The 18,556-nt window shown below is 35.0% G+C and carries 24 protein-coding genes; 1 reads left to right on the top strand and 23 read right to left on the bottom strand.

The window, feature by feature from the left end; translation table 11 throughout:
- Positions 1-169 precede the first annotated feature (169 nt).
- The 10 genes from PG840_RS13510 to PG840_RS13465 all read right to left on the bottom strand — a co-directional run bounded on the left by PG840_RS13510 (position 170) and on the right by PG840_RS13465 (position 6,972).
- Positions 170-865 (bottom strand): hypothetical protein, encoded by a 696-nt coding sequence (locus PG840_RS13510; RefSeq protein WP_015526825.1) that lies wholly within the window; start codon positions 863-865, stop codon positions 170-172.
- On the bottom strand, positions 855-1,148 hold the full coding sequence (locus tag PG840_RS13505; protein ID WP_015526824.1) for a hypothetical protein: 294 nt from the start codon (positions 1,146-1,148) through the stop codon (positions 855-857). The genes PG840_RS13510 and PG840_RS13505 overlap by 11 nt, the downstream gene beginning before the upstream one ends.
- 17 nt (positions 1,149-1,165) lie before the next feature.
- Positions 1,166-1,387, bottom strand: a complete 222-nt coding sequence (locus tag PG840_RS13500) for a DUF5348 domain-containing protein (protein WP_015526823.1) — start codon at positions 1,385-1,387, stop codon at positions 1,166-1,168.
- A 48-nt stretch (positions 1,388-1,435) separates the two neighbouring features.
- Positions 1,436-2,092 (bottom strand): recombinase family protein, encoded by a 657-nt coding sequence (locus tag PG840_RS13495; RefSeq protein ID WP_005340281.1) that lies wholly within the window; start codon positions 2,090-2,092, stop codon positions 1,436-1,438.
- 222 nt (positions 2,093-2,314) lie between these two features.
- Positions 2,315-2,716: a winged helix-turn-helix domain-containing protein gene (locus PG840_RS13490; protein WP_025579072.1), complete on the bottom strand. Its 402-nt coding sequence runs from the start codon at positions 2,714-2,716 to the stop codon at positions 2,315-2,317.
- A gap of 55 nt (positions 2,717-2,771) precedes the next feature.
- A complete protein-coding gene (locus tag PG840_RS13485) occupies positions 2,772-3,791 on the bottom strand; it encodes an alpha/beta fold hydrolase (protein ID WP_015526822.1) in 1,020 nt (339 codons plus the stop codon).
- A gap of 19 nt (positions 3,792-3,810) precedes the next feature.
- Positions 3,811-5,001, bottom strand: a complete 1,191-nt coding sequence (gene metK, locus PG840_RS13480; RefSeq protein WP_015526821.1) for a methionine adenosyltransferase — start codon at positions 4,999-5,001, stop codon at positions 3,811-3,813.
- 134 nt (positions 5,002-5,135) lie between these two features.
- Positions 5,136-5,909: a response regulator gene (locus PG840_RS13475; protein ID WP_117843961.1), complete on the bottom strand. Its 774-nt coding sequence runs from the start codon at positions 5,907-5,909 to the stop codon at positions 5,136-5,138.
- A gap of 220 nt (positions 5,910-6,129) precedes the next feature.
- Positions 6,130-6,543: a hypothetical protein gene (locus tag PG840_RS13470; protein ID WP_054337531.1), complete on the bottom strand. Its 414-nt coding sequence runs from the start codon at positions 6,541-6,543 to the stop codon at positions 6,130-6,132.
- A 72-nt stretch (positions 6,544-6,615) separates the two neighbouring features.
- Complete coding sequence (locus tag PG840_RS13465; RefSeq protein WP_054337530.1) at positions 6,616-6,972, bottom strand: helix-turn-helix domain-containing protein; 357 nt, start codon at positions 6,970-6,972, stop codon at positions 6,616-6,618.
- Positions 6,973-7,184: 212 nt separating this feature from the next.
- Here PG840_RS13465 and PG840_RS13460 point away from each other — a divergent pair, with 212 nt between their 5' ends.
- Positions 7,185-7,856, top strand: a complete 672-nt coding sequence (locus tag PG840_RS13460; protein WP_054337529.1) for a winged helix-turn-helix transcriptional regulator — start codon at positions 7,185-7,187, stop codon at positions 7,854-7,856.
- A 52-nt stretch (positions 7,857-7,908) separates the two neighbouring features.
- Here PG840_RS13460 and PG840_RS13455 read toward each other — a convergent pair whose 3' ends face one another.
- The 13 genes from PG840_RS13455 to PG840_RS13395 form a co-directional block, all read right to left on the bottom strand.
- Positions 7,909-8,046, bottom strand: a complete 138-nt coding sequence (locus PG840_RS13455) for a hypothetical protein (RefSeq protein WP_173684409.1) — start codon at positions 8,044-8,046, stop codon at positions 7,909-7,911.
- 117 nt (positions 8,047-8,163) lie between these two features.
- Positions 8,164-8,304, bottom strand: coding sequence for a hypothetical protein (locus PG840_RS13450; RefSeq protein ID WP_173684408.1), 141 nt, complete (start codon positions 8,302-8,304; stop codon positions 8,164-8,166).
- A 38-nt stretch (positions 8,305-8,342) separates the two neighbouring features.
- A complete protein-coding gene (locus tag PG840_RS13445) occupies positions 8,343-8,486 on the bottom strand; it encodes a hypothetical protein (protein WP_173684404.1) in 144 nt (47 codons plus the stop codon).
- Between the two features lie 110 nt (positions 8,487-8,596).
- Positions 8,597-10,951, bottom strand: a complete 2,355-nt coding sequence (locus tag PG840_RS13440; protein ID WP_118045835.1) for an ABC transporter permease — start codon at positions 10,949-10,951, stop codon at positions 8,597-8,599.
- Positions 10,932-11,630: an ABC transporter ATP-binding protein gene (locus PG840_RS13435; RefSeq protein ID WP_117843958.1), complete on the bottom strand. Its 699-nt coding sequence runs from the start codon at positions 11,628-11,630 to the stop codon at positions 10,932-10,934. The genes PG840_RS13440 and PG840_RS13435 overlap by 20 nt, the downstream gene beginning before the upstream one ends.
- Positions 11,631-11,733: 103 nt before the next feature.
- Positions 11,734-11,883, bottom strand: a complete 150-nt coding sequence (locus PG840_RS13430; RefSeq protein WP_172538635.1) for a hypothetical protein — start codon at positions 11,881-11,883, stop codon at positions 11,734-11,736.
- Between the two features lie 17 nt (positions 11,884-11,900).
- Positions 11,901-12,041, bottom strand: coding sequence for a hypothetical protein (locus PG840_RS13425; protein ID WP_165852526.1), 141 nt, complete (start codon positions 12,039-12,041; stop codon positions 11,901-11,903).
- Between the two features lie 23 nt (positions 12,042-12,064).
- Entirely contained in the window at positions 12,065-12,208 is a 144-nt protein-coding gene (locus tag PG840_RS13420) for a hypothetical protein (RefSeq protein ID WP_173684407.1), read from the bottom strand.
- Between the two features lie 84 nt (positions 12,209-12,292).
- Entirely contained in the window at positions 12,293-13,558 is a 1,266-nt protein-coding gene (locus tag PG840_RS13415; RefSeq protein ID WP_270613751.1) for a radical SAM/SPASM domain-containing protein, read from the bottom strand.
- Positions 13,548-14,654 (bottom strand): radical SAM/SPASM domain-containing protein, encoded by a 1,107-nt coding sequence (locus tag PG840_RS13410; protein ID WP_117843956.1) that lies wholly within the window; start codon positions 14,652-14,654, stop codon positions 13,548-13,550. Before PG840_RS13410 ends, PG840_RS13415 begins: the two co-directional genes overlap by 11 nt.
- A gap of 11 nt (positions 14,655-14,665) precedes the next feature.
- On the bottom strand, positions 14,666-15,655 hold the full coding sequence (locus PG840_RS13405) for a S8 family serine peptidase (RefSeq protein WP_244807031.1): 990 nt from the start codon (positions 15,653-15,655) through the stop codon (positions 14,666-14,668).
- Positions 15,656-15,663: 8 nt separating this feature from the next.
- Positions 15,664-17,346, bottom strand: coding sequence for an ABC transporter ATP-binding protein (locus PG840_RS13400; RefSeq protein ID WP_117843954.1), 1,683 nt, complete (start codon positions 17,344-17,346; stop codon positions 15,664-15,666).
- On the bottom strand, positions 17,336-18,499 hold the full coding sequence (locus PG840_RS13395) for a radical SAM/SPASM domain-containing protein (RefSeq protein WP_054350812.1): 1,164 nt from the start codon (positions 18,497-18,499) through the stop codon (positions 17,336-17,338). The genes PG840_RS13400 and PG840_RS13395 overlap by 11 nt, the downstream gene beginning before the upstream one ends.
- Positions 18,500-18,556: the final 57 nt, after the last annotated feature.

Raw genomic sequence — 18,556 nt, 5'->3', positions numbered from 1 at the left:
TGCGTTTATTTTATTGTTTTTATTTATAATTCAATCTATTTGCAAATATATTTGTAATTTCAATAAAAAATACGCAAATACTATATTTGCGTATTTTTATTGAAACTCACTAGAACTGCAACAGCAGCTCATATAGCATCCTATAACGTTTTCCAATCCAGCCTATTCTTTATAATGGAATGATCCTTGGAACTTGTACTCCTGCTGTAATTCCCATTTCTATCTTTCTCCTATAATCCCGAAAACTATGGATACGAAACCCAGGCATTCCCCAAGCACAAGAAATTTTGCGAACATAGTACTCGTTTGATTTTGTGAATATTTTCCCTTGCTTCCTGTGCAATAACTTCATAATCCGTAACGACTGAGTTGAAATCTTAGGAAACGTTCCATTAACTTTTTTATACAAATCTCCTCTTTTGGTTTCTTCCAAAATAATAGTTTTTCCATGCATACAGGACCATTCTATACATGGAATATCTGCACTTCTTATCCCTGTTTCCATTGCAATTCTCAAAAATAAGGAAGTTTCAAAATCCTTTTTATATAGGAATTGATCTGCTATCATCTTGTAATGATCAACAAAATAAATTTCTCCTATCTTTCTTTGTAGTTCTGCCAAAGATATGCTATTCAGCCATTCCAGTTTTCCTCTGTATTTTTCAACAAATATCATCCCCTGCTCAGCTTCAAAAGATTGCCTCAAATCACGGATAGCCTCTGACCAACATTTTCTTTGTCCAGGTAACAATAAACATACCATTTTCTGTAAAAATTTTTCTTCACTATCCGGATTCCACTGTATTAAACGCTTTAGTTCTTCATAGGCTTGATTTACTTTATATTCCATTGTACTATTTCTCATCTTCAGATTCTCCTTCGTATGGCTCTAAAATCTTTGAAGCCCTCTCCACAAACATCCTGTCTGCCCCTGAAATCTCATATTCTTTCCAAAGTGTCTTATGTATCTGTTCCTCTGTTAAATCTCTACACTTTTCCTGCAGCATACGGACAAATGGATATATCATAGTCGCATGAATATTTTTCCCGGATCGTACCATATCTCCTTCCATTTGATATGCTTCCTGTAAGCATTCCAGTATAATGCGAACATCCGTAACACTTTCTCTCATTGTGCTTCCCCTCATCAGGCTTATCCTCCTATTTACATACGTACTCTCAATCCATCTAATCTCGACACGTTCAGTCCAACCAGATACCAGTCATCTCCCATTTCAATTCGGACCGGAACCCAAACATTTTTCACCTTTACATCAAAACATTCCCCGCAATGTAGTCCTCCATAAAAAGATTCCAAATCAAAACGTATATCATACCTCCCTGTTTCAGTATCATAAAACAATGTACCTTCTCTGTGTTCACTCATAATATCTGCCTCCTTAAATTTTTCTTTTACTTAGTAATTACCTCATCTCTATACAGATTGAAGAAATTCCGGAAAAATTTCATAAAAGTTTTTCCGATACCGATAATAGGTAGAAGAAGTTAACCCCAACTCCCGCTGCAGTTGTGTCGGTGTTACCTTCTTTTGTACCACCCTCATAAATTCCTGGTTAAACTTTTCCTGTTCTATAGCCCGTGGTCTTCCTACTTCATCCCATTCACCCCGAAGCCTTTTTGCCTCCATACCTTCCTTTTGTCGCTTCTCCTTTTTCTCCATCTCTGCCTGTGCCATGGATGCATAGAGTTCAATCATCATATTATTGATTGTTTCTATCATCATCTTTGCCAGATTATTTTCCATCTGAGACAGGTCAAACAACGTGGTAGGAAGTTCCAATACCATTACCCGAACCCCTTTTTCTTCTAAAAAACGTAGCTGCTTTAAAATCTCCTGCTTGTTCCTGCCAAGTCTGTCCAGCTCTGTAATAATCAGGGTATCCCCTACCCGTAAAACATCTTCCACAAGAACGGTATAACGTGGTCTGTCAAAATTTTTACCGGTTATCTTATCTGTAAAAATACTTTCCAGTTTAATTTTCTGATTTTCACAGAACCTCTTTATTTCTATAATACCTCGGTCCAAGTGTTGTTCCTTAGTACTGATTCTGTGATACCCATAATATGCCATACGTATCCCCCTTTATACATTCCCAAAAAGTCTTAAAATATTTTGGCATATCTCAAAACTTTCTTATATACTTTTTGGAAATAAAAAAATAGCCTATTACATCTCCCATCAAAAAGCATACTTTTTGGGAGGTGACTTTCACTACTTCTGTACGCAAGATGGCATAAAAAAGCAACAAAAAAAGACAGAGGTTTTTAAAAATTTCCTCTGTCTTCAGATCAACTATTCTGGAAAGATGTCCATCTTTTTTCCTTCAAACTTATATCCTACACCTCTCACTGTTTTAATATAGCGGCACTGCTTTAGCTCCGGTTCAATTTTCTTTCTCATACTGGATACCAGACAGTACACAATATTATCAATGCTTTCCGGCAATTCCTCGTTATAAAGAATCTCAAAAATTTTTTCTTTGGTAAATATCACACCTGGTCTCCCTGACAAAAGCATAAACAATTCATACTCTGCTTTCGTTAAGACGATCTCCGTCTGTCCTCTATAAATCTTATGATAATCCGGATAAATCCTAAAATCGGAATTTTCTTCATCCTCTCCCCGGATGTTTTTTATATTTTCCACTACATATTCTTTGTATCCCAATACAGTTGAAATAGTTACTTTCCCCAAGCTACACTTCCCTTCTGTTTTCTCTTATTTAGAAATCTCATCACACAGATTCCTTTTAAAAATGATTCTCTATTCTCCATTCATCGATAAGCTGGACAACCTGCGTTAAATTGGTATACCAGATATAATGTCCTCCATTTACAATATATAACTGGTGATTACCAGATTCTAAATCCAATTGATTTCTATGAGCAGTCTCCCATGCCGGAACATTTTGTACATTCTCTGAAGAAATCATGGTTAATACAGGAAGTGCCGATGGGAATTTTTTATTCTTTATAGAGAGTAATGATTGATCCATCCCGTTCACTTCATTTCTAATCGTATCGTTGCTGCTTAAAGAATATGCCTGAATGTATTCCTCCCTATCACTCTCCGTATAAGTGTACCCGGAAACCTGTGGTAATGCTGCCCCATATTTATCTGGATCTGTTTTCAGTGCCATCTGGAATTCTTCCAAAGAAGAAAAAGAATTCTTGATTTTCTGAAATTCATCAATTCCCTGCAGCATATATTTCTTTTCCATTTCCATAGCCTCTGCCAGTTCTTCATCATATACCGTATTATCAACAGCAATGAAACCTTTTACTTTTTCGGGATAATTCTGTACAAAGTTGAGTCCATATACTCCAGAAATCGAATGTACCAGCAATACACACTGCTTAATTCCCATGGTGTCCAGTGCAGCATTCAATTCACTATTGATATTATCTACAGTTCGATCCGTTGCTGCAACATCACTAAGCCCATATCCAAACGGCTCTACAATCACTATGTTAAAACTCTCATCTAAAGATTGTGCCAGAGGTTTGAAGTAGATATGCGGTGATGGAACTCCCAGAGCCGGCATCATCACCAATGTGGTTTTTCCTTCATCTGCAAATGTTTCTCCACTTGCATCCAATTTTCCATACAAAGCAAGATGCATATTATTCCCTTTCACCGTGATATATTTACTCGCATATCCAACTTGTGTTGCTCCCATAGCATATACCATATTAGAATTCCCTACCAAAAATGCAAACAGCATCGCAACCGTCACAATTCTTGAGATTTGCTTTTTGTATCTTCTCATACGCTCCCTCCTAAGTAAATTATTTCAAATATTTTTTCAGTTCTTCTACCTTGTCTAATCTTTCCCATGGAAGGTTGAGATCATTTCTTCCAAAATGTCCATAGGCTGCCGTCTGTTTATAGATTGGACGGCGGAGATTCAACGTCTGAATGATTCCTGCTGGTCGCAGATCAAATTCTTTTCTTATCATATCTACCAGACTCTCATCTGAAATTTTCCCGGTTCCAAAGGTGTCTACCATAATAGAGGTCGGATGAGCCACCCCAATTGCGTAAGACAACTGAATTTCACATTTTTTTGCTAGACCTGCAGCCACAATATTCTTCGCAACATAACGAGCAGCATAAGATGCAGAACGATCTACTTTCGTACAGTCTTTTCCAGAAAAAGCTCCGCCGCCATGCCGTGCCATACCACCATAGGTATCTACAATAATCTTGCGTCCTGTTACACCACTATCTCCGTGAGGACCACCGATGACAAAACGCCCTGTTGGATTGATGAAAAATTTTGTATTCTCATCTACCAGTTCTGTTGGAATAATCGGTTCCAATACATATTTTTTTATATCTTCGTGGATCTGCTCCTGTGTCACATCTGGATCATGCTGTGTTGACAGAACCACTGCATCCAACCGGTGCGGAATACCTGCTTCGTCATATTCTACAGTAACCTGACTCTTACCGTCCGGTCTTAAATAATTCAACAAACCATCTTTACGGACCTGCGTAAGCTGCCGAGTCAATTTGTGTGCCAGTGAAATTGGATATGGCATAAATTCATTCGTTTCGTCACATGCGTAACCAAACATCATACCCTGATCCCCAGCACCAATTGCATCAAGCTCTTCTTCTGACATTTTGTGTTCTTTTGCTTCCAATGCCTTATTCACACCCAAAGCAATATCTGCTGACTGCTCATCAATTGCCGTTAAGACGGCACAGGTATGTGCATCAAATCCATAATCTCCGTTGTCATAACCAATTTCTTTAATCGTTTCTCTTATCACCTGCTGCATATCTATATACGCATTGGTCGTGATTTCTCCTATCACTAATACCATACCCGTTGTAATTGCAGTCTCACAGGCCACTCTGCTCATCGGATCCTTCTCCATAAGAGCATCCAATATGGCGTCTGATATGGCATCACAAATTTTGTCCGGATGCCCTTCTGTTACTGATTCTGAGGTAAATATTCTTTTTTCCATAGTAAATTCTCCTTTGTATCAATATTTCATATTTGTCAATAACATAAAATATCTTTACTATTATTACTATATTTTTTGTCTACATTGTACTTTTTTCTGTCCGGTTGGTTTTATCTTTAAACCAAATAACTTTTCTATTCTTCTACGAAATAACATATCCGTCTGATTAATTCTGGAATATTAACAGGACTGGTTATATAGTCGCTTACACCCTCATGGCGATATTGATATTCTAAAGATAAATCTTTATTATCAGTGAATATAAAAAACGGCAACTCTCTGAATATTGGCTCCTTCGTGTTTTGATATATTCCAGCAAGCTTTTTCATAGAATGAAAAAAATCCATAGCAATTCCATCTTGTAAAAACAAATCACACAGAATCAATTCAATATCTTGACATTCTAATAGTTTATTCTCTGCTTCCCATATAGTTTCTACCATAATCATATATATCCCCTTTTTAAGAAGCTCTGTTTGTATAATAGACGTGATTTCCGAATTCTTTTTTACAAGAAGTATCTTATGAAAAGTAGCTCCCTCTCCATTGGATTCTTTATAAGCATATTCCAATAATGTTTCCTTCACTAAATCGAATTGTAATTTATTCATGCATATCTTAGCTCCCTTTTCCAATGCTTCTTTCTCATAATATTTTTTGTCATAGCATGTAAAGAAAAGGAATGGAATTTTGTATGTTTTCTCCCGCAAGTATTCTAGCAGCTCCATTCCACTCCCATCTGACAATTTCAAATCCGAGCCTATAATGAGTATTTGTTCCTTTTCTATAAGCTCTTTTCCTTGTGATACTGTAAATGCAACTAATACATGATATCCTTTTCGCTGTAGAAAGTTTTTTATATGCCAAATGTAATTACTATCGTCCTCTATTAACAATATCTTTTTCATTTCTTATCTCCATTAAAAAATAATAGCAATGAGAAGTTACCTCTATTTTATTTGTATCTAAGGCACCATACCAATTTCATCATAAACCACTTTAAGCAAGTCTGGTATATCTATTGTATATTTTGATTTTTTCTTTGCCTATTTTAATCTTATATATTTTTAGCATACATCATTCTCCCCATAAAAAAAGCAGTGTCGTCCACTGCCTTTTCTCCATCACTTAATCTGTTATTTCCACAAATGAGTATCTTTCCTCTTTCTTTTGCACAATTGCAGAACCCGTTTGTTCTTGTATCGTTTTTAACAATTCTTCTACATATATTTGAGCTTCATGCACTTCAATATTCATGGCGTATGCAATTTCTCTAATTGAAAAACTCAACTCTGAATCGCTCATCAACAGTTGTAAAATCTCCCATTGCATATCAGTAATTACAATTTCTGTACCATTATAAATCATCCTTTTCTTGTCAAATTCAATATCCCATTTTCCGAAATGAATTCTTTCTTCTTCTAATATATTTTGCATATCTAATCGCATAACTACAAAAGATACTTCCGGCCAACATTTCTTTAATAATTCCTCTGCTTTTTTTCTTTCCTCACAATTCTTAAAGTATAATAATTCTCCCATCCTCTATCTCCTCATATCATTTATCATTATACTTTAAGTTTACATCCGAATTATTGCAGAAATCTTATTAAATTATTCCTTTAGCCTTTTTTCTACGATACTATCTTCATTGTATTTGTGTAACTGACCGCCCAATAAACGCTTTCCTATAATAATCCAAGTATCTCTATTGTACTGATCCATATCCCTATACAATTCCATAATTTCTCTTTTATTATCCTGCTCTCTCTGCTGTTCCTCTTCATCTTTCCTCAATATATAATCAACAGGGACCTTAAAGAATTTGGATAATGCAAGCAACATATCACCAGAAATATTCTCGTCTACCTTTTCATACTTACTAATTGTCTGCTGACTGACTCCTATTTCTTCCCCTAATCTCGTCTGAGTCAGGCCTAATTTTTTTCTTAATTCAGATATTCGATTCACAAGCGTACACCTCCCGATACACTCATTTTACACTTAAATACGCCTGTATTTTACTTCGTTTAAGAGTATTACTACTATGTATCATAGTATATCGTAGTATTACTATCATCATTTCCACACATCTATACCGAAAAAAAGTCAATCTATACAAACAATATTACAATTTCTTTTCTTTTAAATATACTAGTGCTTATAGGGGAGGAGAAATGCTTATGAAAAAACTATTATTGATTAGCAACCCGTCCGTCTTGGGGAAAAATCTGGAGAATATCTTAAAGCAAAATTATCATACCGATTTTATTTCCACCGTACCAAAACAAATCGGCAGCATACCATTTAACTCTTATAATGCTTTGCTCTTGGATTTCACACTGTTACATGAATATAGTCTTATCATATGTAAGACTGCAAAAAAGCACTTCCCAAATATTATTGTTCTGTTTTTATGCGCTACCAATATTCCAGAACAAATTATTTTGGATTTCTATGAAGCAGGTGCCGATGACCATTTATATTCGACCCTCTCATCACCAGCACTTTTACAGAAAAAATTGGATATCTTATTTAGTAACCATCATCCAACCACAAAGTATGAAGACAGCCACATAACTTTAAATTTTGACTCCTTGACCGCAGTGATTGAAGGTACTGCTACTTCTTTTACTCCATTGGAATTTAAGCTACTCAAACTGCTTTCTTTAAATCCAAACACCGTTTTAACCAGACAACATCTTTTATATTCTCTATGGGATCGAAATGGGAATTATGTAGAAGAAACTTCTCTCAATAGTATGATCTGCCGCATACGGCAAAGAATTGATACCGAAAATCATCATTATATTAAGACAATATATGGAATTGGATATATGTGGAGTACCTATTAAAGGAGCAACGTAATCTATTACGAATAACGTTGCTCCTTTCTTATCTTATGATCTAGTAATCACAGGTAATGAAACAATTACCCATAAGGCAATCTGCTATACACTTATATCTTGTTTCTCCACAGGCTGGAGTGTATATATTGACTTCTTCTTCCTGTAATTCAACATTCTCTAATTTTACATCGTTCATAAAAATCCTCCTTGTTTCATTCCGTACTTTTAATTATGCACATATCTAAAACGTAGCTGACAATATTGGCATTTAGTTAATGTACAATCGTCTATATAGAATTTCTCCTACTCAATATTACTCCATAGGGGTTATAAGAGCACTTCCACCAATACAATCTGTTACACACGCTTTTCTTGTTGTGCCACAATCGTCTGTATATACATTCACTTCTTCTATCTCTATTTCATTATTTTTTACTATTCTCTCACTTTCCATGTCTTTTTTCCTTTCTGTATAAATTTATTCAGTTATTATTAGTATTCAATATTGAGCCAAGCACCTCCGCCCAAGCAATCATTTAAACAATGAAACTGAATCTCTCCACAATCATCCGTATAAATGCTTACTTCTGCCATAAGGAGTTCTCTTGCCTCTTGTTCATCTCTTCGCTCTTTCATCCGACTTTCCTCCTTCCTATTAATATTTTTGATAACATCAGTATACTATTTTAAAATTTCATCTCCATATTTTATGTACAGATTACATTTTTTTCTTTCTATTTGGATAACTATTCCATTCTTAGTTGATCAATAATTGATTTTTTCTTCTGTTCTCTTATTTGATAAATAGATAATATAACCTGTATTAACAGAAGCACCAATACGTATATACCCATATAAAAAAACGGAAATGAATATTCTACCACTTTCCCATAACAGCTTATACTCATTTGACGACAAATTAACATTGCAATAGGAGTTCCAATTAGCAAAGTCATACAAATGCTTAAGATAGAATAGCACATACCTTCACCGATAATAACTTTATAAAGCTGCTTTTCTGTCAATCCTATAGACCGTAAAACACTATATTCACGTCTTCTAAATAATTGATTTGACAATGTTGTGTTAATCAAATTTATCACACCAAAAAGAAAAATTAGGATTGAAATTACCTGCAAAACGAAATATATTGTATTGTCTTTCTCATATCCCTTCACTCTTTCGCTAAAGCTTTCGATTGCAATATCTTCGTTTTTTGAAATCGTATTTCGAAGATTTTCATCAACACTGCTCTGTTCCTTTGGATCAATGTTTATTCCCCATGTGAAATCAAAATTTTTTATTCCAGGCAATAATTCTTTAAAAGCATCTTCCGTCATACACATCATCGCAGCATTAAATCCCCCACGCCCACTTCCTAGTGCAGATGCAAATTTAGTTGATTGGAAAATTCCTGATACTGTTACTGGGATTTTCTCTTTCCCAAAGGATATCTCAAATTGCATTCCTACCTTTACTTCTTCCCCAAAATCTTCGTAACCAGTCTTTACTAATATTTCATGGGAATTTTCAGGCATTCGCCCTGCAACTAATGAATCTTCAATTTCTTTCTTATTTTGCGTGGTAATCATATCACACATTCCTCTTCCTCCATATCCCTTATATTCGAAGGTAAAGGTTGCTGATTTTCTTAATGTTTGCATCTCATTTATGCCTGGAATACTACCAATTTCTTCTTTCAAATTATCATTAAGGGGATTCCCGGAATATAATAGTTCCGTAGGTTCTTTATCTGACTTTATATATATTTTATAATCAGCATCACCAAAATAGTGTTGTGTCATCTTTACCGGAGACTGTAAAAGTAAAGCTGAAGATACCGTTAACAGAATAATTCCTCCGAGGCTTAATGATATAACAATGCTCCATACTTTTTTGGGTTCTCTCTTAAAATTCATTATTCCCAAAGATATTGGCGTAAGCTTTCTATTTTTTTCTTGTGCTGATATTTTTATATTACTAATTGCTGTCATCCTCACAGATTCCATCGGTGAGGCCTTCATTGCTATTTTAACTGGTTTATTTATAGAGATGCTGACAATAATGCTACAGATAGCTGCGGTTATCATTGCACATACGATATAATTCCTAATATTAATCCCTTTTGCTAGTATTATCGCTGAACAAAGAACTGCTAATGTAATACCTATCAGTATTCCTCTAACACCTAAATACCTTCCTTCCTTTTTTACAATCTTTTTTATCTGCTTTTGTGTCATTCCTATCGTCCTAAGTTGTCCGTAATTTTGTATTTTATTAATTATAGAAATTTGGAAAATGCTTTTTATAACAGTATAGCTTCCTATCAAAACGAGTCCAATTAATATTCCTAAGATACCTAATTGATCTGCAGAAATCATTTGATTAACGTACCGAAAATATCGATTATTAAATGCTACAGGTAGATTATTTATTTCACCAATTTCGCTGCAATATTTCTTTATTTCTTCAGCATTTTTTTCCTTCACATGCACATAAACCATGCTGGAGTCTTCATTATAGTCTTCATAATTTTTCAGTTTTTCCCAAGATATTAAAAATGGAAATGTTTCTCCACTAGTTGCCATATCAAGAATCCCTGAAATCGTGTATTTTCCTGATAGCTGTTCCGTGTTTAATGTAATCTTATCTCCTACCTTTTTATCTTTATCATATTTATCCAACCATTTTTTACATACGACAATTTGAGCTTCTTCCTCTGGAAGTTCTCCACTAAATAAACTCATCTGGTTTCTCATCATATAGAGCATTGGCTGATCCATGTAAAAAAAAGCAGCAGTATATGTTTTATCAGACGGTATATCCCCAACAATGTAGTATTGTCCTACTCTTTCAAATCCCGTTTCTTCTCTTAGCTTTAACAGTTTTTCTTCTGAAACATTCATGTATACTGCTTCGTATGTATCCTGAATCTGTTTTTTTTGTACTTCCAGCAGTGAAGTCGCAATTAGTCCTGAAAAGCATATCAAAAATGATGCTAGAGCTATAGAAATCACTAACATAATATTTCTTCGCTTTTCAGACCGAAGATTCCTCTGTACAATATTTTTTATTGCTTTTTTATCCCCTTGTTTTCTCATCTTCACCAACTCCAATTTTCAAAAATTTTCCGTCTTCAATCCTCACTATTCGTTCTGCTAAATCTGCAATGTGCTCGTTATGAGTAATCATCACAACACTTTGCTCAAATTTTCTACTCGTGCTTTGAATCAATTCCAGTACATCCTGGCTCGTCTTGCTGTCAAGATTTCCTGTAGGTTCATCTGCAAGTATAATTGCCGGCTTCGTAATCAAGGCTCTTGCAATGGCAACACGCTGCTGTTGTCCACCAGATAACATATTCGGCATACTTTTCAGTTTCTCCTTTAAACCGAGCATATTAATAATTTCGTTCAAAAATACCTGATCAACTTCCTGCCCATCTAATTCAATTGGCAAAACTATATTCTCATAAACATTTAACATGGGGAGTAAGTTATAGTTTTGAAAAATAAAGCCTATATTCCTTCTTCGAAAGATTGTAAGCTGCTCATCATTTAAGTCTGACAATTTTTTTCCTTGGATTTTAATTTCCCCAGAGGTAGGTATATCCAATCCTCCCAACATATTCAATAAGGTAGATTTACCACTTCCGGATGTACCAACAATAGCTACAAATTCTCCCTTTTCAACACTAAAATCTACTCCATCTAATGCCTTTGTTATATTAGGCTCCTTTCCATAATATTTTTTTATATTTCTTGCTTCCAATACTTTCATAATTTATTTCTCCTTTCAATTCATTCTTTAATTCGTATCTATATATCAATGAAAGGCTACTCGATTTTATTTTCTCGAATAGCCTTCCATGTTTTTGTATGTATTACTTAGTTGTATTTAAAAACGCTCCGCCACCGATGCAATCATTTTCACATTTCTTACGAACGATATCGCAGTCTGGCAATTCATAAATATCAACTTCTTCCTTTAATAACTCTTCGTTTTCAGTTACTTCTATTCTCTTTTCTTCCATGACACTGATCCTCCTCTTTAATAATCCGGATTCAGAAAAGATCCGCCACCAAAGCAGTCATTTTTACAATGATTCTGAATTTCTCCACAGCCTGCTGCATAAACATTGATTTCTTCTTTTGATAATTCCTGAGCTTCTTTTTCTTTTAATTCGTTCATAGTCTACTGTCTCCTTTCCGAATTTACTCCGCTGCTGTAACTAAAGCTAATACCCAAAAACAATCTGTTACACAATTATACCTTGTCACACCGCAGTCATCCGTATAAACATTTACTTCCTCTTTGTTAAGTTCTGAGGATTTTCTTTCTGTATTGAATTCTTCCATAGAACTCACCTCCTTATGCCTATATTTATACGCTTTCACATACCTTTTATCTATATTTCTTGTCTAAATTGCTCTTTTTTCTTCCTAGTTGGGTTCTTCCTCCCATCTTCTCTTTACCTCCTCCATATACTCAATATAAATTTCTAAATTTTTCCTTCTATTTGCTTTAGAATCATAGTAAAACAGCACATAATTTAATACTGCTTTTAAGAAAATACACCGATAATCATAAGGTTCTTCTGATGCTAGACAATGCCCACCGCATATATAGCGATAATCACATTCTTTACATATTTCTTTATATTCAGCACAGAACAACCTCTTAATTTCATCTTTTTTCAATAAATTTTCTAATTCCTGTAAAATTTTCTGTGGCTCATCGGACAGTATATTTCCCATTCGAACCTGGTTCTGCTCCATACACTGGCACATGTAAATATCGCCTTCCGGGAAAATTGCCATAACTTTTCCATAGCCCCCACAAGAATTTCTTACCTGAACTCTTTGATAAAAAGCTCCCCCAATTTTTTTATCCTCGTATCCCTGGTTCAATATATATTTTACTATCTTCAGGTTCATATCAAGATGCTCCATATCTGTTAAAATTTCAGAGTTTTCTTTCGCCCTACCCACGGATGAAACTATATTAGAAAGAACATCTATGTCATATTTCGCAGCTATATCAATCAATCGATACAAATCCATCTCATTGGTTTTCTCATAAATGAAAGTAAGGACTACCTTTATTCCGGCTTGCTGACACATCTCTATATGCTTAATTAGCTGCTGCTCCTTTTCAGGTGTTCCGAACATGTGCATGGTACTGAAATCAATTTCATCTATATATCCTTTGAGTTGTTCTGTTAATTCCTCGGTAATCGCAAGACCATTGCTCTGTAGTGTAATTGGGCAAGTCAAACCATTTCTTAATGCTTTTGCAATTTCCACAATTTGATCTTTAATCAGTGGCTCTCCACCTGTAAGAATCATTTTATGTGGTTTATTTTTCTGAAAGAACGGAATCACCTTATTCTGTATATCCTCCAGCTTAAATTCTTTTTCTGGACGAAGCTTGTCGTTTGCACTGATCGCACAAAAATCACAATTCATATTACATTTCCTGGTTACCATCAAATATACCGTATTGATTTTCTCATGATTCTTCTCTATTTCTTTTACAAATTCAGTTTGCTGCTCCCATACAGGGAATAACTTTTCCTGAAACTCTGGTTTATCTAAATTGTCTGCAAATCTTTTACTTACCCCCAGGCAGACTTTTCCTACCGGATCAATTAAAGCCACTTTTTCTCCCTCAGTTATCTTAATAAACTCATTCATCTTACTTTCCATGACGTAAATATCTCCTTTCATATTCTTGTTTCAGCTTTTCAAGCTGTTTTTCAGTTAAGTTTGTTTGAATCAGATGGTACATCCACTTCGTCACTTCACAATTCACTTTTATAGGTTGATATACATTTTGGTGAATTTCATAATTTGCCACCTGACAGCCTCTTGTTTTACAATGTCTAATGTATTGACATTTTTTACACATTGTATCCTCTTGATCCTCTAGGTAAATAATCTCTCGAATCCTCGGAACATCCAACCCGGCTTCTACAGAACCGATTTTAAATTCTGGAAGTTCCGCACAAGTATAAATCCCACCATCCGTTGTTACATAGCAAGTTGTCAAACCTGCCTTACATGCGTAAAATGGACATGGAATCAGGAAAGATTTCAGATATTGTTCCCAAAGATTCCAAAAGATTACTTCTTGATTTTTTTGTATATGTGCTTTATATAAACCAAATACCTTCTCTATCTGTTCTCGTAATCCCTGTATCTGCTCATCACTCCAGGAGCAATAATAATCAATTCCCGACTCTAATTTTTTAATTCCTAAATCAAGCAAAAACTGGAAACTTTCTGCATAATATTGATAGTTATTACTTGTCACAACACTGGCTACCGAAATCTGATTTCCTGTTTCCTGCTCATATTTTCTCAATAACGGAAGGTTCTTCATAATTTTTTCAAAGCTTCCGGTTCCTGCATAATCTCTCCTGTTCAAATTCTGAACATACTCAGGACCATCTAAACTCACCTTCACCTCAAATGTATTTTCCACAAAAAAATCAATTACTTCATCTGTAACTAACGTTCCATTTATCGTAGTACTGAACTTGCATATTAAGTTTGTTTCCTGGCATTTTTTCTTCGCATAATCTACCACATCTTTCATCAGATTAAATGCCATAAGGGGTTCCCCTCCAATAAAGTAAACCATAAGTGTCCGATCATGCTGTTTATTTGCTTCATGCACAGCAATATCGATTGCCTTTTGAGCCGTTTCTAAACTCATGTATGTATTTTTCTTCTCGCCCAGATAGCAGTAAGTACAATTCAAATTGCACTTATTTATGATCTCTAATGACAATGTATACATTTTCCTGCCTCCTAAACTGTAAATTGGTTCAAATTTCTATTTGTTTTCTTCTGGAAATCCAATCTTTCCACCATATTAAATAAGGGATATCGCAAAATAATTTCTGTCTTCGGATTTTCCATGGCATATACCCTGATTCTCTCTTTATACTCACATATTTCCTGATAATTGTTGTGATCAATAAATAGCACCGGATACTGTTCTGCTGTTTTTATATTTCTCAATTTTTCCATTCCACTTTCAAAAGTATCACATCTCTCTGTTCTCGTTACTTCCCGTATGAAATGCTGCTCTAAAGGTTCTTCTATACGGTTCGTTAGAAAATAACACTGTTTCTGCTTCAATGTTTGATATGGATAATAGTGATTCAAAGTGTTGAGAGTAAACTGTAAAATTGCCTGTTCATGTTCATCCTCATAATTGCTTAAATACCCTGTTATTACAGCACACCCAAAGCTATTGCCCTGATAAAACTTAGGAATGCCTAAATGATAAAGAGAAAAAAATTTAGAGGAAAAAATCACATCCTTTCCTATCCCATCATATTGGAAAACCTGTAAAGGATTCTCTATGTCCAGGCATCTTATTCCCATTACAAAAGGGAAGGAAGCCGGATAGGTTGCTTCTACTTGCTGATTAGAGTATGCTGCCACAATCAAAATCCCCTTTTCTGTAGCTGCTCTACATACCTCCTCTATTTCTTTGTGATATTTGTACTCATCTCCCATACTCATATTAATTATGTCTACCTGTTCCTCTATCAGTAATTCAATACCTTCTATCATATCCAGAACCGTACTCTTTTTGTTCTTCCTCACAATGGGTACCAGAACAATTTCAGCTTCTGGGTTTTCCTTTAAAATAAAAGAACAGACATATTCCGCATGGGTAAATCCAAAGGCATCTTTACTGTATTCCTGACCTTTCCACTTGCAGTCTATTTTTACAATTTTCTTATCCTGAAAAAAAGGATTATCAAAAGATCCATTGGAATCCAACACACCTATCCTCACTTTTCACTCACCTGCCTTATATGTAGCTTCTCCAAATCCACAATAATATCTGCTTCTCGCAATTCTTCCAGATTGTGCGTAGAAAAAATAATAATTTTCTCCCTTGATAACGCATGCAATAATTGATAAAAACGCCCTCTTCGTTTTTCATCAATATTTGCTGTCGCTTCATCAAAAATCAGAATTTGTGAATTTTTCAAAATATTCCTCATAATATCTAAACGCCGCATTTGTCCTTCTGAGAAATTGCATGGATCTATCTTTATCTCGGTATCCCATACCATTTCTAAAGTATGGATTTCATCATACAAATCCAAGCACTTTGCCACTGTATCCATTTCTTCTTCCGAAACAATATGTAGTAATCCCATATTCCGTCTTACCGTATCATTGAAGAACTGTGTACGCTGCATAACATATCCTGTATTTTCCCAATAGCTGTTAATATCTAATTCCTGCAAATCTGTGTTATTCACAACTACTTTTCCTTCTGTCGGTTGATACACACCTGTTATAATTTTGAACAGAGTGCTTTTGCCTTGTCCACTTTTTCCATGAACTCCGTAAAGAGTGCCTTTTTCGAACTTCAAATTGAGCCGGTCAAATACCTTCTTATTCGACTCTGTATAAGAAAAGCTCATCTCTTCTAAGGAAATGTTGTTAACTGTTGTTACTTTCTCTCCATCTCCTTGTTTCTGATCCGGATACTGAAGCAAACCATTGATATCCTTTAAGGAAACTACGGCTGTATGATACTCGTTAGCAAACTGTGCGATTCCAATAATAGGATTCATAATAATTGTCTGGTAATTCATCAAGGCCATAATGGTACCTATGGTCATATTTCCTTTAAATACTTCTTGTGCACCGACTACCCAAATTATGACTGTTCCTATAAACTGAATCACGAGTATCGTAGATGTATTCAATATGTACAACAAATTCTGGCGATTCGTCTCTTTTTTGTATTTCTGATTTTTCTCAAAGTACATATCATGCACATATTGCCCACATTGAAAGAGTCTTGTAATAAACCAATTATCATAGGTGTTTGTCAGAACATTGGTTATGCTGTTATATCCTTCCAAAACTTGACCACTGGTTTCCTGTATCAATTTCCCCAGGATTCTACTAATAAAAGGAACACTGACAAGTAAGATAATATTGGATACGGCAATCCCCTTATGGATAGAAAACATATATGGAGGAACAACCACCAGGATAACAATATTGGAAACCAATGTGATAATACTTGTGATTCCACATTGTTTCACTGCTGAAACATCTTTATCTACTTTCAGCAAAATGTCACTTAGCTTTATCTTCTCAAAAAAATTCACGCTTACTGTTGATAATTTATCTTCTACCTTTTGTCGCATATCTGCTGCTATCTCTTCCGAAATAACAGCCACGATATAACGCTGTACATAATTCATAAGGTAGTTCAGCAGTAACATGCCCAGGAACACCACCAGAAGGAGCATAAACGCAGATAAACTGGTACTATGTGGATTCCCCAAATCATCTATCACTTTTCCCTGCAGCTCCGGACGCACCAAAGAAACTCCCGCCGTTAACACAATCGTTGCTATTGTTAAAATATAGGAAGGTAGTAACTTTTTCTTAAAAGCATACTCTTTTAAAAATCCAAGATATGGACGGCTTTCTTTACTTTTCATCGCTTAACCTCTTGGCAATCTTCTCTCCGAACTCACTGAATTTTAAATCTTCCTCCTGGATATAGTCTATATACACTCCTAATTTTTCTCTAACTATTTCAATCGGCTGCTGTAAATAATATTCAAGAATCTGCACCATTGCCTTATAAAAGATATGTTCAAAAATACACTCTGCATCCGATGGTACATTAATCTTCCCTGTATTGATAAAATTCATATATCCGCATTTCATACCATGACAAAAATCTCGGATTGTGCATCCCTTGCACTTCGGATCGGTTTTATCAAAGTTCGACATTGCTATTAATTTTGCCTTTCTTATATCAACGCCTTCCTTGATATTACCTATACAATATTTTTCATTACTTGTAAGAAATCCACATGGATATATCTGACCATTCGGAAAGATCTTGAAATTTCCAATTCCGGCATCGCACATGCCAAAGCAGTTCCCAAAATCACACAACATATTAAACATTTTTCCATCAAATTGATCTATAGTAAAAACTCTGCCCGCTGCTGCCTCAGCCAAATAGTACCGCAAAATTTGTCCCACCTGCTTTTCAAATTCTGCCTTCAGCTCATCACATATTTTTAAATATACATCCATAATCATACAGATGTTATCCAATCCATGCTCATGCAGGTAACAGATATTTTCGAACATATACGGAATGGTATTTTCTGTGACCGTCATTCTTACAGAAAAATTCAATCCACTATCCTTTACCTTCATGATATTCTCAAAAATTTTTTCATAGCAAGAAACTCCATCTTTCGCAACTCTGTTCAAATCATGGGTTTCCTTATTCCCATCAAAACTAAGGCGTACTGTAAAATGATTTTCTTTCATAAATGCAATGAACCGATCATCCATCATGGAACAGTTGGTAGTAATATAATACTTTACTTCCCTTTCCGGATAATTATCTTTGATATAGGCTACTGCCTTGTAAATTAAATCTTTCTTCAGCAAAGGCTCACCGCCCAAAAAATCAATCAAGACTTTCCCTCTATCCCCATAATTCATCATAAACTCCAAAGAGTCCACAAGTGTTTTTTCATTCAACTGATAATGGTTATGGTAGTCTTCATAACAATACTGACATTTAAAATTACAATCTGTTGTCATATATAATGTGAAATTATACATATCTGTCTACTCCTTTCTTGAATATACTAAAAACAATTTTAATCAAATTCTCCTATC

The organism is Coprococcus sp. AM97-35 (assembly GCF_027697525.1).
Taxonomy (GTDB): Bacteria; Bacillota; Clostridia; order Lachnospirales; family Lachnospiraceae; genus Allocoprococcus; species Allocoprococcus comes.
Note: the sequence above shows the minus strand (reverse complement) of the source record. Positions and strands in the feature narration are given on the sequence as shown.